Here is a 15,598-nt window from a genome sequence, read left to right as displayed (position 1 = left end):
TTTTTTCTTTAGAGAGAGGAGATGTATTATTGAAAATATTAGCTATTGTGGGTAGTCCCAGAAAAAACAAAAATAATGAAGCACTAATAACCAATATACTTAAAAGTCTTCAGGATCCAACTATTACTATTGAGAAGTATTTGGTCAGTGATTTGATAGTCAAGCCATGTATTGCCTGTGATGCTTGTACTAGAAACCTAGGGTGTATTTTTAACGATGATATGACTATGCTCTATAAAAAATTTAATGAAGCTGATGTAGTTATAATCTCATCACCTTTGTATTTTAACAGTGTTAGTGCACAACTTAAATCCATTATCGATAGATGCCAGGCTATTTGGTCAAGTAAATATGTATTAAATCAATCCATTATAGACATTGATAAAAAAAGAATTGGTTTCTTCATTTCAACTGCAGGAATGCCAGAAAGCCCTGAACTTTTTAGTGCTACAATTCCTATAATGGACCTATTTTTCAAGTCAATAAATTGTGAATATATAGGCAATTTATTTGTTCCAAATATTGATGCTCATCCTATAATAGAGGATCAAGAAACCCTAAGTAAAGCCCATAATATTGGGTTAGAATTAAAAAAAAGATTGAAAGGATAACTTATCCTTTCAATCTAAAAATAATAAGGGGATACAAAATATTTAAACTTATAAAGTTTCATCACCTGGATTCCAATCAATAGGGCATAACCCACCTGATTTTAACGCCTGTAGGACTCTTAATGTTTCATCAACACTTCTACCTACATTTAAATCATGTACAACAGAATATCTTAGTATTCCATCAGGGTCAATAATAAATAGACCTCTTAAGGCAATTCCATCCTCTTCAACTAGAATTCCATAATCCTTTGCTACTTTTTGAGTCATATCAGAAGCTAAAGGAAATTCTAAGGTTCCTAAGCCACCTTTATCGATAGCTGTGTTAATCCACGCCTTGTGAGAGTGCTCACTATCTGTACTAATACCTAAAACCTCTGCACCTAGACTTCTGAATTCATTAATCTTTTTATTAAATCCAGTTATTTCCGTTGGACATACAAATGTAAAATCTAATGGATAGAAAAACATTACTAACCATTTTCCTTTATAATCATTAAGGGATACACTTCCAAAATTCTGTCCCCCACCATCTACTGTTTTCATTTGAAAAAAAGGTGCTTCCACACCAACCATTCTTTGTGCCATTAAAAAGAACCTCCTATTATATATATCTTATTTATTTTAATACCATCTAATATATAAATACCCCTAATTAATATGGCTAAACAATAATTTTTATTAATTAAATATAATTATGATTAACATATTTAATATTTTATCCAATTTATGTTCCTACTATACTAAAAAACATAGTTTAGGTTTTCCCAAACTATGTTCAAAATTAAATTATATTTGTTATCCACTAAGTTACTTATGCTTTATGTGTAATAGACCTTTATCAAGTATTTCCTTAACATGGTCGTCATCTAATGAGTAATATATTATTTTACCATCTCTTCTAAACTTAACTAATCTTTTAGCTTTTAATATCCTTAACTGGTGTGATATTGCAGACTGATTCATCTCTAAAACTGCAGCTATATCACATACACACATTTCTTTATCAAATAATGAATACATAATACGAACTCGTGTTGCATCCCCAAACACCTTAAAGAACTCTGCCATATCTAATATCAATTCATCCTGCATCATTTTTTCTTTTACTTCCTTAACATCTTTCTCATGAATACATTGTATTTCACAAACTTCTATATCTTTTTTCATGTTAACCTCCAATTCATATGAATATATATTCATATGTGGTTTGATTTATATATTACTAAACTGTCTTAGTTTTGTCAATCATAAACCTACAGTTCCTGGATACTAATGTATATATTTGTCACATTGTTATATTTTTATTTTACTACTTCAGATGTTATAATTGAAGTATTGATTAGGGAGGTGTTTCATTGAAAAAACATATAGATGAATTCAACAAACGATTAAATCGCTTAATTATATATGAAATATTTATGGTTACTGTTTCTCTATTAATAGTTTTATTTTCCTTAATAGATTTGTTTGTTAACTTCAATGAATCTACTATTCATTTAATTATAAATATAGATTATATCATTTGTATAATTTTTGGTTTAGACTTAATTATCAGCTTATATAGAGCAAATAATAAAATCAAGTGTTTAAAATCCAGTATAATAACAGTTCTTGCAATTATACCATTTAGTACTTTTTTTCGAATTGCTGGTGTTCTAAGGATTTCACGAGTATTTTTACTATTTCAATACGCAACACCAACAAATGTAGGAGCATTATCTAGCCTTTGGATTTTTATTATGAGGCCTAGTGTTATACGTATTTCTAAATTTGGAAATATGGCCAGAAGTTATTTTTTTAATCCTAGAAAAAAACATGATTAATAAATATTCCATAAATAATAAAAAGATAGGGAATCCTATCTTTTTATTATTTATTTCATCTCAATTAATTCGTCAACATCAACATATCTTTTTACCTTTGATGATTTATGATTTTTGATTTCTACTTTTGAATTTATTTCATTTATGCCTTCCAACCACACTGATTGTCCATTATATTGGACTTCTATTTCCCTAGTTGACTCAATAATTGCTTTTGCTCTCTTTATATCCATTACTAGTTCACTCCTTATAAGAAAAATATAATTAATTATATTTTCCCACAAGAAAGCAATTTTATTACTAATCTATTTTTTTGCTACACCTGTTTCAATTGCCTTTAAAGAAACTGCTTTTGCAACAGCTGGTGCCACTCTTTTATCAAATGCTTCAGGTATTATATAGTCTGGTGTTAAATCTTTTTCATCAATAATATTTGCGATTGCATGAGCCGAAGCTATCTTCATTTCCTCATTTATATTAGATGCTCTTACATCAAGAGCTCCTCTAAATATCCCTGGAAAAGCTAGTACATTGTTTATTTGGTTCGGAAAATCAGATCTTCCAGTTGCAATTACTTTTGCCCCTGCTTCTTTTGCTAAATGAGGCATTATTTCAGGTATAGGGTTGGCTAATGCAAAAATAATTGAATTCTCTCTCATTGTAGATATCATTTCTTTAGTTACAACATTTGGTGCAGACACACCTATAAAAACATCTGACTCTTTCATAGCATCAGCAAGTGTCCCTTTTAAATTATTAATATTTGTTACTTTGCTAATTTCCTCTTGATATTTATTTATTTTAGGTGCTCCGGAATATATTATCCCTTCTCTACCAAGCAGAATTATATCCTTCACTCCTACCTCTAGTAATAGCTTTGCTATAGCTATTCCAGCAGAACCAGCACCATTTATAACTACCTTTATTTCTTCAAAGGATTTTTTTACTATTTTTAAGCTATTAATCAATCCTGCTAATACTACAATTGCTGTACCATGTTGGTCATCATGGAAAACAGGAATATCTAGTTCTTCCTTAAGCCTTCTCTCTATTTCAAAACATCTAGGAGCAGAAATATCTTCTAAGTTAATCCCACCAAAGGTAGGGGCTAAATATTTTACTGTTTTTACAATTTCGTCTACATCTTTAGTATCTAAACATATAGGGAAAGCATCTACATTTCCGAAATTCTTAAATAGAATCGCTTTTCCTTCCATAACAGGCATAGCAGCTTCAGGACCAATATCTCCTAATCCGAGTACAGCCGTCCCATCAGATACAACAGCTACTAAATTACCTTTTGCTGTGTATATATATGCCTTTTCCTTATCTTTATGTATCTCTCTACATGGCTCTGCAACTCCTGGAGTATATGCCATACTCAAATCTTCTCTAGTTTCCACCCTTACCTTAGATTGTACTACAATTTTTCCTAAGTTATCTTCATGTAACTTTAAACTTTTTTCTTCAATACTAATCATTTCTTCAGCCCCTTAAGTTTAATTTAAATCTGGTATATAAATACTATCGTTAACTACTCATTTAAAACTTTTTATTTGGTTGCATTATATCATAAACGTGATTATAATTAAATATTTTTCACATAAAGTACGTAACAACACGAACAAAAATGACATTACCGAAAAATAATGTCGTCTATTTAAAGTGTTTACTATTTAGTACAAGCTAAATACCATTTTTTTTACTTCTTCTATCTAACAGTACTATATCTCTCCATACCCCATCCAGCTGACCAATTTTCTCCCTCATACCAACTTCTTTAAATCCAAATTTTTTATGAAGAGCTAAACTAGCTATATTTTCAGGAAAAATATTAGATTGTAATGTCCAAAAACCATTACTCTCTGACCAATCGATAATTTGAGTTAAAAGCAAACTACCTATACCGAGTCCCCTATAATTTCTCCCAATATAAATACTTACCTCTCCTACTCCAACAAAAACAGGACGATTAGAAACAGGCTTTATTGCAGTCCAGCCTAATACCTTCTCGTTTGCCTTTGCTACAAAACAACTTTCCACAATATATGTTGATTTCCATTCATCAAAAGTAGGAGGCAGCTTTGTGAATGTGGAGTTACCGGTTCTAATACCTTCAATAAAAATTTGGTTTACTTGCTCCCAATCTTCTGTATTAAACTTTTCTACTATTGGTTTCATATGCTACCCCTTTATTACAGTGTTTAATATTAAGTATTATAGCATAATTTATAGAATATTTGATAGTTTTAATGATTGCTTATGAATAATGTGATTTAACATCTCTTCTAGCGAAACTATTTCACCTAAAGCCATTTCCCTTTCTTCTATGTCAATAAATCTTTTTATTTTAATTGTAAGTGCATCAATCGAATCAACTTCCGCATGTTCCATAAACAGTGGCCAGATTTTTTTTCCATGAGACCAACTATCATCAAGTTTTCCAATATATTCATTTGCCTCTTCCCAATTACGACTTTCAATTGCCTTATCTAAATCCTTAATAACTGCTATCATTTCCTTAACATTTTGTTCTACAAGTTGGTTTATATACATGGTGCCTGCAAAAAATATAATTAAAATTACAACTGTAATAATTACCACTTTCATAAAATACTTCCTCCCATTAGTTTAAATCCTTTTTCTGAGCAAAGAATTCACCTTCCGATGACAAAAAAGCAAAAAAAGTATCTTTTATTGATTCTAACCCTTGTTTTTTTAGTTCCCTATGTAACCATTTTTCATCTCTACCGGTCTTTTGTAAGTTTGAGTATAATAGATTACCATCTACGATAACTGTTATTGGCAATTCCTCTTGTTGAACTTTTAGATTTAAATCCTGAACTATTACAGTTCGTTTTGATGTCTTTGGAATAATACTTAATTCCCCATTTGTTTCTAATATTGCAAACTCAACATCACTTAAATTAGGATAATCTTTTCCCCTAAGTTGCTCTAATAAATCGTTCATATTTATTCTAAGTCTTCTTAATTCAGATTGAACAAGCTTTCCTCGATTAATTAGTATACTTGGTTTACCACAAATTATCTCTCTGACTACTTCGCTTTTAATTGATATAAATGATACTATTACCTGTACAGATAATAGAGTTATTATAGGAACTACACCATTTAGTAATGGTATCCCTGTATTTTCCATAGGAGTAGCAGCCAAATCTGCTATCATTATGGCAATTACTAACTCAAATGGCTGCATCTGCGCTATCTGACGTTTTCCCATCATCCTCATCACTACTACTACTAAAAAATATAAAGTTAAAGTTCGTATAAATGTTATTATCATTTTTCCTTATCCCACCTAAAATATCTTTTGAATTTATTATGGCATTTATATTGTTATCCATTCAGAAAAAGTAAATTAAAACCTATCCATATCTTTAGATGGAAAATGTTATGTGTTGAATCATAGGTCTAATTACAATATTATAAATAAGAAAAGATAGTACTTGGGAGGTTACAAATGAAAGTTTTTTTTACAAAGTTAATCTTCATAGTTCTTGTAGCAAGTCTCAGTTTAAATACTTTCTATTTTTTGAAAAATGTTAGAGTGACTACTAACTTATTTGAGCATTACTCACAGCAACTTCAAAATTCTAGCGAAGCAATACGTCTTAGTGTTGAAAGTGAAGATATTATTACTAAACAACAACACTACTTGGATGCCTATAGAGCACTAGCTAGAGCTAGAACCATTTCAGAAATTATAGGCTTACAAAATAATAGATACAAATATGAGCTCAATGGAGAAATATATTTTACGATTCCATATGAAATGCAATGGATGCTAGAATTTGCCAGTTATTCAGAGAATAGTGAGAATGATTTAAAAGCTGTTGCTGAAATATTTGAAGTCTACATCAAACATATTCTACCAAAATCTATCAAGGATGTTGAGCAAATTAAAAAAGCACTGTACGAAATTCATTCAGAAATTGATACAAATAATATGCTTCCTTCAGACATATCATTACCATCAACATTTTATAGATACTAGTGAAGTAGAGGGTGACTACTTATAACAAAAATCATGGCCTAATGACCATGATTTTTTTGTCTAACTATAATCTATTTACTTAAAAGAGATAAAACATTGAGCACTTGCATTGCAACTCCTATATGTAAACATTTCTCATCTACATCAAATAGACTGTTATGAACATCTTTTATAATACCCTTCTCTTTATTTCTTGCTCCTAAATAAAAGAATGCCCCTGGTGTCTTTTCAATAAAATATCCAAAATCCTCTACACCATAACTTGGTAGTTCTATTAATTTAACATTAGTTTTTCCTAAAAGTTTCTTGCCATTTTCTTCTACTACTTTTACTATATCATTATGGTTTACAACAGGTGCATACCCCTCTTCTCTAATAAACTCTCCTTTTCCACCCATGGCCTCTGATATTCCTTCAACTATCTCCTTTACTCTAATTAAAACATTTTCACGGGTACTATTATTCAATGTTCTAACTGTCCCAGCCATCTCCACCTTATCTGCAATTATATTCCCTTGCTCTCCACCTCTAATTACTCCTATAGTTACAACTGCAGAGGATCTAGGATCTACATTTCTACTAACTACCGTTTGCAATGTTGTTAGTACCTGTCCTGCTATAGATATTGCATCTACTCCTAAATATGGACGGGCACCGTGGGAACTTTTTCCATGTATAATTATTTTTATTGTATCAGACGCTGCATTAGATTGACCATATTTCACACCTATACTTCCAGCATCTAATTCTGCAGATACATGTAAGCCTAATACTGTATCTACCTTTGGATTATTAAGCACACCTTCTTCAATCATAGTTTTCGCTCCGCCCACAGTCTCTTCTGCAGGCTGAAATATTAGTTTAACATTCCCATTTATATCATTTTCCATTGATTTTAATAGTTTTGCAGCACCTAGAAGTACTGTCATATGTACATCGTGTCCACATGCATGCATTTTTCCTTTGACTAAGGACTTATACTCTACATCTTTTTTATCCTCGATAGGTAGAGCATCCATATCTGCCCTTAGGGCTATCGTTCTTCCATCTACCTTTTTTCCTATAAGACCTACTACACCAGTTTTAGCAACCGGACTTATATATGGAATCTGCATATCTTTAAGATATGAAACTATTTTTTGCTGTGTATCAAATTCTTCTAATCCTAGCTCTGGATGCATATGAAAGTTTCTTCTGACAGTCACTAACCAATCTGAAATAGACTTAGCCTCTCTTAATATAAGTTTATCTAACATCTTATAATGCCGCCCTTTCTAAAATTGTTAGCTTACCTTCATCGGAAACCAACTTTGCTTCTACCCCAAAAGGAATAGTAATTTTTTGAAATGAATGTCCCGCCTTTAGATTATATATAGTTGGTTTATTAAATGGCACTATTGTGCTTTGAAATACTTCCATAAGACTTAGACTATTAACATACTCCTTTGGTGTACAATTTTTGAAGTCCCCAAGTATTATACCCTTTGCATTCTCTAACTTACCGGCTAGAGCTAATTGTATCAGCATTCTGTCAACCCTATAGGGCTCTTCCTCTACTTCTTCTATTAAAAGTAATTTTCCTTTTGTATTTATTTCATATGGAGTTCCTAACGTACCCGCGATTAGGGCTAAATTACCACCGATTATTTGACCACATGCCTCACCAGGAACTAGACAGCCAATTTTTTCATTGATCGGATTTTCTATATTACCTAAAGGGTCTGTACTTGAAATAGCCTTTAAAAAAGAGTCTATAGTAAATTGATCAATTTCATCACTCATATTTGATGCAGCCATTGGACCATGAAATGTTACTAAATTACATATTTGATTGAAAGCTGTATGTAAAACTGTTATATCGCTATACCCTACAAATATTTTAGGGTTTTCTTTAACAATATTGAAGTTAATTTTATCTAATATTCTTGATGCCCCATAGCCACCTCTCAAACAGAGAATTCCATCTACCTCCTTATCTGCAAACATATTATCTAAATCCTCTGCTCTAATACTATCATCCCCAGATAAGTAGCCCCAGGTTTCAAAACAACTTTTCCCCAACTTAACCTTAAATCCCATATTATTAATATAGCTCTTGGCTTTGTAAACCTTATCTATATCTGCAGGACTCGATGGGGCTATTATCCCTATTGTATCCCCTAACTTTAGAGCTTTTGGCTTAAACAATTATATCTTCCCCCTAACCATTAAAATTTAATTTATATTAACTATAAATATGATAAATATATATAAATAATTAAATGTTATTAAAAATATATTAATTATGTTATAATCTTTTTTGTGATTTATTAAATTGGAGGTGTAAAGAGTTGACCATTTTGAAAGCTATAATATTAGGAATTATTCAGGGTTTAACAGAATTTCTACCAGTAAGTAGTTCTGGACACCTTACTGTTGCACAGCACTTACTAAATGTTCCCGAAGAAAGAATTTTATTTTTCACAGTAATTCTTCATATAGGTACCTTGTTTTCAGTTTTCTTTGTGTATAGTGATGATTTGATTAATCTAATAAAAGAATTTTTTCTTGTAATATTTGAAGTTCTAACTGGAAAGGGATTAAAACTTAATAATGAGTATAGGAAGCTAGGCCTTCTTATTATTTTAGCAACTATACCTACAGGTTTAATGGGCATATTATTCAAGGACATTTTCTCAAGTTTTTACCGTTCCCAACTTATTATAGGGATTTCATTAATAATCACTGGTACTTTGTTATGGTTAGCAGAAAGAATGCATTCAGGAAAAAAAGATTTGCGTCAAATGCGCTGGTATGATGCTATATTTATAGGTATCTTCCAAGGCTTTGCCATTACTCCGGGTATTTCAAGATCAGGTTCTACTATCGTTGGGTCACTATTTAGAGGATTTAACAAGAGACTTGCTACTAGGTTTTCATTTCTCATATCTATCCCATCTATTCTTGGAGCAACTATACTTGAGACTAGAGTGGCTTTAACTGCAGGGCTAGGTGAGTTTACTTTTCCAATCCTAATGGTGGGTATTTTAGCTTCGTTTCTATCAGGGGTTTTTGCAATTAGAACATTAATCAATTTTATTAATAAAGAGAAGCTCTACTACTTCTCATTCTACACTTGGGCAGTAGGTGCTATTGTCGTTATTATGAGTATAATATAATATTAAGAAACCTACTAAGTTCATTCCTTAGTAGGTTTTTATTTTCACTATTTTTAAATGTTTACTCCTTTTTTGTCCATCTATCTTTATCTCTAATATTAAATTTATCCATCATCTTAATAAATGCTTGATTTAAATCAATGTCTAATGCATTTGCAAAGCATAAAAGAATAAATAAACAATCAGCCAACTCCATTCCCACTGTATTTTCATCCTCACCTTTTCGTTTTGGCTTTTCTCCATAAAAATGGTTTATTTCCTTTGCCAATTCCCCAACTTCCTCTGATAATGAAGCTAATAAAGCCAGTGGACTAAAATATCCCTCTTCAAATTGTCCTATGTACTTATCAACAATTTGAGACATCTCATTTAATGTCATATCTTTATTTTCCATTTTATCCTCTCCTTTAGCTTAAAAATTTATCTGCGCTGATTTGTATTCCAATAGCCCCAATTGGAGCAGTAATCATAATAGCTAAAACTGCTAGTGCTAATATAATTTCACCAGAAGGTATCCCTGCAGATAATGGTACTGCTCCTATTGCTGCTTGAACTGTCGCCTTTGGAATATATGCTATTATACAAAATAATTTTTCTTTTAAATTTAAATCTGTCCCTAATAAGGATATGTATACTCCTAGACTTCGAGCTAATAATCCAATTACAATTATTATTAGTCCTTGCAAGCCTGCATCAACTGCTACATATATATTTACCTTAGCTCCAACTAAAACGAATAGAAGTATTTCTGCGAATACCCAAATTTTATTAAACTTACTGGACAGTTGCTCTGATATATAAGGTGCCTTTTCAAGTATAATAAATCCTATTGTCATTACACCAAGCAAACTAGCTATAGGTATAATATTAATTAAATAGTCCTCCATAGCTGTCAAAATAATTGCAACGCTTAAAACTACTAATGTTTTCTTTGTTGCCCTCATTCCTTCTCTTTTGAATAAATAAATTAGTAGATTTGCTACTAGAACACCTAATCCAATGCCCATTAGAATAGAAATTGGTATCTTTACAAATTGTTTAAATATATTTACTTGACCAGTCCCATAAAGACCAACTAAAGCTGTAAAAATTGTTATTGCTACAACATCATCAACAGATGCCCCAGCTAGTATTATTGTAGGTATTCCCTTCTCTTCACCTTTTCTTCTTGAAATTAAGCCTAGCATTTGAGGTACAATAACTGCTGGAGAAACTGCTGCAATGATAAATCCTAATATCCCTGCCTCGACGTAAGAAATCCCCAAAATATAACTACCAAATACCATAATAGAAAAACCTTCTAGAACTACTGGCATAAAACTAATTTTTAAAGCAGTTTTACCAACTCTATTTAATGTATCCCTTTTTATACCAAAGCCCGCCCTAAGTAAAATTACAATAAGGGCAATTTTTCTTAAGTCGCTGGATATGTTTAATAAATCTTCACTAATAATATTAAAGCCATACGGACCTAATATTATCCCTAAAATAATCATACCTAATAAACCTGGCAATTTAAATTTTGTAAATATTTTATTTACTGATAAACCCAAAATTATAATAATTGCTAAGCTAAGTGCCAATATTATTCCTCCTTCTCCTGTTATTATCTGATAAATTTAAATAACTATAATTTAAAATAACCCTAAATACAAAAAAACTCCTACAGAACCAAAGGTTTGTAGGAGTCATTAACTAATATAATTAGTGGTTAAAGGCGGTACTCCATCGCCTGTTGTATATTAATAATATGTAATATTATACCATTATTTTCGTATACTTACAAGAGTCTATCCATTCATCACTTTCACAAAAACCCTTCTTTTTCTAGGTCCATCAAATTCGCAGAAATATAATCCTTGCCAAGTACCAAGTAGTAAGCTTCCTCTATTTATAATAATAGTTACAGAAAAACCCATTATACTTGCTTTAATATGTGCAGCGGAGTTTCCTTCAATATGTGCATAATTATTTTCATAAGGAATGGTATCATTCAGCTGTTTTATCATATCTTTTTGTACATCATGATCTGTATTTTCATTTACTGTTATTCCAGCAGTAGTATGTGGAATAAATACAGTCACTGTTCCTTCCATAATTCCACCTTCAGTTACTAACTTTTGTACTTTATCCGTAATATCAATAAATTCATTTAATCTATTTGTTTGAATTTGTAATTCCTTAAGCATACTATCCACACCTTTGCACAAAATTAATTAAAGCACACAGCTACCATTATATAATACTTCTTATTTTCTATTGGTTTTTCTATAATTTGGTCAATTTGTTTATACATATCTACTTTGCTAAATACGCTTAATAAATCTAAAAACTCACCCTCTTTATATTGATGAATATGATATGGGTTTGAACAAGGAATACCTCTTCCTTTACCAAAGGGCGTAGAAATTATTAATGTCCCCATAGGCTTTAGTAACTTTTGTAGTGATTTAATAAAACTATAATCATCCACTAAATGTTCTATAGTTTCAAAGCAAACAATAGTATCAAAGATTCCATAAGTAACTGGGAGATTATCTTGAGTAATATCCTGCACATAAAACTTAGTCTTTAAAAATCCATACATATATTTAGCGTATTCGATACTTTCCTTGGAAATATCAAGTCCTACTATTTCTTCTATTTCTTCCTCTTGAGGGCCATCTAATAATATATCTGCCCCATATCCTACACCACAGGCTATATCCAATACTCGTCCTTTAACAAATCTTTTTGCGAATTCATATCTTGCTATATGTTCAAGTAATATACCACTTCTAGGATTCATCAACTCTGGTATTACCCGCTCATCCGTATATTCTAAATCCATCTCTGCTCACCCCTACTTTTTATATTATATACAAAATATTCTCCCTCTACAAATCTATAAATAAAAAGTGAACCCGATAATAGCAATTGTTAATATTTTTATTTTTATTGATTTTTGAGAATATAAATAAGTGTGATGTAGTGAAGGAAGGCCCTTTGAGTAGTTATCCTCTACAACCTTTACGACTTAAACTAAACACCAACCTCAAAGCAAAGCATATTATATTAACAAATAAGAAAGGAGTGATTTATGTGAATAATGGACACCATCCATATCCATACCCAGTATATAATCAGTACCATCACTATAATTATTATAATCCCTATCAATACCCTTATTGGGGACACCCTGCAATGCATCACCCATGTCCCACTACAGAACCTATTAGATTAAAAGATTATGGCCCATGTCCCTATGTAGTTAACATTGAAGAGGCAACCAAACAAAATGATTATTATCGTTTAGCTTTATGGACAGGAGAATATTTACAACTTACCCTAATGAGTATCAATCCTGGAGATGACATAGGTTTAGAAATTCATGAAGACCATGATCAATTCATACGTATTGAAGAAGGTCAAGGGGTTGTTATGATGGGAGACAGTAAAGATAAATTAGATTTTAAAGCAGAGGTCTATGATGATGATGCAATATTTATCCCCGCTGGTAAATGGCACAATTTGATTAATACAGGACGTACACCTCTAAAACTGTACTCTATTTATGCCCCACCTGAGCATCCTCGGGGCACTATACACAGAACGAAAGCAGATGCTGAAAATCATTATAAGTACTAACCAAATTATTAAAGTGTAGAATATAGCAATATCTACACTTTTTTAACTTATTATTTATTAGTATACCTGCAATTAGGTCTCGCTTTCATAAGTACTAGGAGTTATATTCATCTAGCCAAGTTTTAATAGTTTCTAATGCAAGACCGAAATTTCCAACCTGATAATGATTATGACCTTGTGTCTCTTTTGTAAAGACTATATCAGTTACTGAATTTGCATTTTTAAGGGCCTGAACCTGCTTATAGTGCATCTTTAACGGTATGAAATGGTCTTCTGCTCCTGTTAATATAAGAACATCTTGTTTTACTAGCTCTGAGTGAAGATTTTCCTCATTAAGTTCTAACATAGCTTTACTTGCTTCCAGGGGTGTATCTTTCTTTGTTATATACATAAGATTATACACACCCCATTTTTCTTGAGCTCTAAATCGTGTTTTTAGTTCTGCAAGATAATTCATTAAGCTCGGAAACTTCATTATAAATCGTGCAAAGTCTGCAACTGGTTTAGGAGGTATTTGCATATAGTCAAAGGCAATACTCGATGCTATAACTCTCTTTATTCTTGATTCAAAGGCTGCAGCCCTTAGACATAACCATCCTCCCATTGATATTCCAAGTAAAGTCACATTATTAAGATTAAAATAATCAAGGACTGCTTTAACAGGCTTTTCCCATTCATAGGTCAATGGTAGATTATATTTTTTTAAAGCCCCTCCTTGTCCAGGACCTTCAAATAATATTATTTCATAACCAAATTCTGAGAAGTATTCCCCCATAGAATAGAACTCTTCCATAAAAGAATCGAATCCTCCATGTATAACTATTGTTCCTTTTAGATTATTGGTTTTTGATGAACTATGTACAGCAGGTAAAAAAGAATCTTCGTAAGGAATCAAGATCCTTCTTATGTTTTCTTCAGAAATTACCTTTCCATAAAACAGTTCTATAAACTTATCATAAAGATTTATTTTTTCTGGATCAGTTGGTAAAACAAAAAATTCTGCTGCTCTATAAGAAAAAGCTGCATTCATCATTCTATTTTCTTTCTCTGCCTTTTTTGCTTGCCTTACCATCTCATCTTTCCAGTCATCTAATCCTTTAATGTTATTGCCAGCTTCCTTCATATCTTCCAAACGAACATATCCAAATGAGTACCATCTATTAAGTTGAAAATCGATGATCTTCGTTTTATTTAACCTATGATATCCTACGGGAAATGTAAATCTACTCATGAAACAGACCTCCTCCACACTCTTTGTTTACTATGACGTCATAAATCTTTTCCTTATAGTATTTCAAAATTCTCAACAAACCCAATAAATATTCTATACCAGGAAACGTTGTTAATTCTTCTGTTGTAATATCTTTGATTGTTCTTGACATTAACAGGGTAGTTATATATTCCTGTACCTTTTTCCACCCTTGTTCAGTTTCATGTATAGTATTTATTTCTTGAGCCCATAGATTTTCTTGAATTTCAACAGCTTCTGAGGTTAATTGTATTTCCAATGAGTCTCCTAAACTATGGGCGGCACCAGTACTTACACCAAGGTTTTATAACCCCTTTTCGCACATTGTAAAGCAGTTGCTGCGGAAATACTAGTCTTTCCGACCCCTCCCTTTCCTGTATTTAAAATTATTATCATAATTAGCCTCCTTTTATTTCATTTCAAGAATATTTCCATTCACGAAATACTTTTTTATTTAAAAGACCATTTTTTATTGGGCTTTACTTCTACTATTCAATTTCTATTTTTTTTATTTTACCACTGTTTTCTTTACCTCCTATAGTTTCATCATTATGCATATTATTAATAATGTTCATAGTTTTAATAAATATTTTGTATAGTAGCTGTACTTCTTCTGTCAACTCTTCAGTAATCTTATTGATGTAATTATGTATGATTCTTTTTAGTTTACTCACCAAACCTTTTCCCTGCTCTGTTAATGCTATCACAACAATACGTCGGTCTTCCTCACTTCTTTCCCTTTTCAAAAATCCTCCTTTTACTAATCTTTCTACCATTCCAGATGTAGTACTCATCGGAAGATTAATATGCTCTGCTATTTGACTCATAATAATCTGGCCATATCTCTCTACTAATAACAAAGTTAAAAGCTCTGATTTAGAAAAGTTAGAGTCAAACTCCAAGCAATTTTCTGGATAAAATAGTTTTTTAATATTGTTGAAAAAGAAATCATATATATTGGCTGAGTTAAAATTTAATACCTCCTAAGAATATTTCGTTATGCGTAATATTCTAATTATAGAGATATTATTTTTGATATTGGTTTGTCAAGATATTCTATAAGTTTTTTAAAGCCGCTACTACTATTTAACATACCCGTGTTCTATGGTTTG

At 31.4% G+C, this 15,598-nt stretch carries 20 protein-coding genes, 1 pseudogene and 1 riboswitch; of the genes and pseudogenes, 5 read left to right on the top strand and 16 right to left on the bottom strand.

The window, feature by feature from the left end; translation table 11 throughout:
* The first annotated feature begins 29 nt into the window (after positions 1-29).
* Positions 30-611, top strand: coding sequence for a flavodoxin family protein (locus HZR23_RS06885; RefSeq protein WP_132849203.1), 582 nt, complete (start codon positions 30-32; stop codon positions 609-611).
* Positions 612-659: 48 nt separating this feature from the next.
* On the opposite strand, the gene HZR23_RS06880 is transcribed toward HZR23_RS06885, so the two are convergent.
* Together HZR23_RS06880 and HZR23_RS06875 are read right to left on the bottom strand one after the other, a co-directional pair.
* Positions 660-1,199: a peroxiredoxin gene (locus tag HZR23_RS06880; protein ID WP_132849202.1), complete on the bottom strand. Its 540-nt coding sequence runs from the start codon at positions 1,197-1,199 to the stop codon at positions 660-662.
* A gap of 222 nt (positions 1,200-1,421) precedes the next feature.
* A complete protein-coding gene (locus HZR23_RS06875) occupies positions 1,422-1,781 on the bottom strand; it encodes an ArsR/SmtB family transcription factor (RefSeq protein ID WP_132849201.1) in 360 nt (119 codons plus the stop codon).
* Positions 1,782-1,969: 188 nt separating this feature from the next.
* Here HZR23_RS06875 and HZR23_RS06870 point away from each other — a divergent pair, with 188 nt between their 5' ends.
* Complete coding sequence (locus tag HZR23_RS06870; protein ID WP_132849200.1) at positions 1,970-2,437, top strand: hypothetical protein; 468 nt, start codon at positions 1,970-1,972, stop codon at positions 2,435-2,437.
* A gap of 50 nt (positions 2,438-2,487) precedes the next feature.
* Here the strand turns inward: HZR23_RS06870 and HZR23_RS06865 are convergent, their stop codons facing one another.
* The 5 genes from HZR23_RS06865 to HZR23_RS06845 all read right to left on the bottom strand — a co-directional run bounded on the left by HZR23_RS06865 (position 2,488) and on the right by HZR23_RS06845 (position 5,741).
* Positions 2,488-2,670, bottom strand: a complete 183-nt coding sequence (locus HZR23_RS06865) for a small, acid-soluble spore protein, H family (RefSeq protein WP_132849199.1) — start codon at positions 2,668-2,670, stop codon at positions 2,488-2,490.
* Between the two features lie 72 nt (positions 2,671-2,742).
* Entirely contained in the window at positions 2,743-3,918 is a 1,176-nt protein-coding gene (locus tag HZR23_RS06860; protein ID WP_330571476.1) for an NAD(P)-dependent malic enzyme, read from the bottom strand.
* Positions 3,919-4,123: 205 nt separating this feature from the next.
* Entirely contained in the window at positions 4,124-4,618 is a 495-nt protein-coding gene (locus tag HZR23_RS06855; RefSeq protein WP_132849198.1) for a GNAT family N-acetyltransferase, read from the bottom strand.
* A gap of 48 nt (positions 4,619-4,666) precedes the next feature.
* The gene (locus HZR23_RS06850; RefSeq protein ID WP_132849197.1) at positions 4,667-5,047 is read right to left on the bottom strand and encodes a DUF4363 family protein; all 381 of its coding nucleotides are present in this window, start codon (positions 5,045-5,047) and stop codon (positions 4,667-4,669) included.
* Between the two features lie 16 nt (positions 5,048-5,063).
* A complete protein-coding gene (locus tag HZR23_RS06845) occupies positions 5,064-5,741 on the bottom strand; it encodes a DUF421 domain-containing protein (protein WP_132849196.1) in 678 nt (225 codons plus the stop codon).
* Between the two features lie 177 nt (positions 5,742-5,918).
* On the opposite strand from HZR23_RS06845, the gene HZR23_RS06840 reads away from it, so the two are divergent.
* A complete protein-coding gene (locus HZR23_RS06840) occupies positions 5,919-6,452 on the top strand; it encodes a hypothetical protein (RefSeq protein ID WP_132849195.1) in 534 nt (177 codons plus the stop codon).
* A 71-nt stretch (positions 6,453-6,523) separates the two neighbouring features.
* Here the strand turns inward: HZR23_RS06840 and HZR23_RS06835 are convergent, their stop codons facing one another.
* Complete coding sequence (locus HZR23_RS06835) at positions 6,524-7,708, bottom strand: M20 metallopeptidase family protein (protein WP_132849194.1); 1,185 nt, start codon at positions 7,706-7,708, stop codon at positions 6,524-6,526.
* 1 nt (position 7,709) lies between these two features.
* Entirely contained in the window at positions 7,710-8,639 is a 930-nt protein-coding gene (locus HZR23_RS06830; protein ID WP_132849193.1) for a S66 peptidase family protein, read from the bottom strand.
* Between the two features lie 143 nt (positions 8,640-8,782).
* Between HZR23_RS06830 and uppP the strand changes: the two genes are divergently transcribed.
* Complete coding sequence (gene uppP / locus HZR23_RS06825; RefSeq protein ID WP_132849192.1) at positions 8,783-9,610, top strand: undecaprenyl-diphosphatase UppP; 828 nt, start codon at positions 8,783-8,785, stop codon at positions 9,608-9,610.
* Positions 9,611-9,671: 61 nt separating this feature from the next.
* Here uppP and HZR23_RS06820 read toward each other — a convergent pair whose 3' ends face one another.
* The 4 genes from HZR23_RS06820 to HZR23_RS06805 all read right to left on the bottom strand — a co-directional run bounded on the left by HZR23_RS06820 (position 9,672) and on the right by HZR23_RS06805 (position 12,440).
* Positions 9,672-10,004: a nucleotide pyrophosphohydrolase gene (locus tag HZR23_RS06820; RefSeq protein ID WP_132849191.1), complete on the bottom strand. Its 333-nt coding sequence runs from the start codon at positions 10,002-10,004 to the stop codon at positions 9,672-9,674.
* 13 nt (positions 10,005-10,017) lie between these two features.
* Positions 10,018-11,193: a cation:proton antiporter gene (locus HZR23_RS06815; protein ID WP_132849190.1), complete on the bottom strand. Its 1,176-nt coding sequence runs from the start codon at positions 11,191-11,193 to the stop codon at positions 10,018-10,020.
* A gap of 92 nt (positions 11,194-11,285) precedes the next feature.
* A riboswitch (Fluoride riboswitch) is annotated at positions 11,286-11,352 on the bottom strand.
* Positions 11,353-11,400: 48 nt separating this feature from the next.
* Positions 11,401-11,799: a secondary thiamine-phosphate synthase enzyme YjbQ gene (locus HZR23_RS06810; RefSeq protein WP_132849189.1), complete on the bottom strand. Its 399-nt coding sequence runs from the start codon at positions 11,797-11,799 to the stop codon at positions 11,401-11,403.
* A gap of 23 nt (positions 11,800-11,822) precedes the next feature.
* The gene (locus tag HZR23_RS06805; protein ID WP_207667912.1) at positions 11,823-12,440 is read right to left on the bottom strand and encodes a class I SAM-dependent methyltransferase; all 618 of its coding nucleotides are present in this window, start codon (positions 12,438-12,440) and stop codon (positions 11,823-11,825) included.
* Positions 12,441-12,691: 251 nt separating this feature from the next.
* On the opposite strand from HZR23_RS06805, the gene HZR23_RS06800 reads away from it, so the two are divergent.
* Positions 12,692-13,237 carry a cupin domain-containing protein gene (locus tag HZR23_RS06800; protein WP_279229901.1) on the top strand — a complete coding sequence of 182 codons (546 nt, stop codon included), beginning with the start codon at positions 12,692-12,694 and terminating at the stop codon, positions 13,235-13,237.
* Positions 13,238-13,331: 94 nt separating this feature from the next.
* On the opposite strand, the gene HZR23_RS06795 is transcribed toward HZR23_RS06800, so the two are convergent.
* From HZR23_RS06795 to HZR23_RS06785, 3 genes and pseudogenes are all read right to left on the bottom strand, one after another.
* Positions 13,332-14,468 (bottom strand): alpha/beta fold hydrolase, encoded by a 1,137-nt coding sequence (locus HZR23_RS06795; protein ID WP_132849188.1) that lies wholly within the window; start codon positions 14,466-14,468, stop codon positions 13,332-13,334.
* Positions 14,461-14,882, bottom strand: a pseudogene (locus HZR23_RS06790) (ArsA family ATPase). Before HZR23_RS06790 ends, HZR23_RS06795 begins: the two are co-directional and overlap by 8 nt.
* Before the next feature lie 92 nt (positions 14,883-14,974).
* Entirely contained in the window at positions 14,975-15,388 is a 414-nt protein-coding gene (locus HZR23_RS06785; protein WP_243098258.1) for a MarR family winged helix-turn-helix transcriptional regulator, read from the bottom strand.
* Between the last annotated feature and the right edge of the window lie 210 nt (positions 15,389-15,598).

Source organism: Serpentinicella alkaliphila (assembly GCF_018141405.1).
GTDB lineage: Bacteria > Bacillota > Clostridia > Peptostreptococcales > Natronincolaceae > Serpentinicella > Serpentinicella alkaliphila.
The sequence above is the reverse complement of the archived record's forward strand: the minus strand, read 5'-3'. Positions and strand labels throughout refer to the sequence as shown.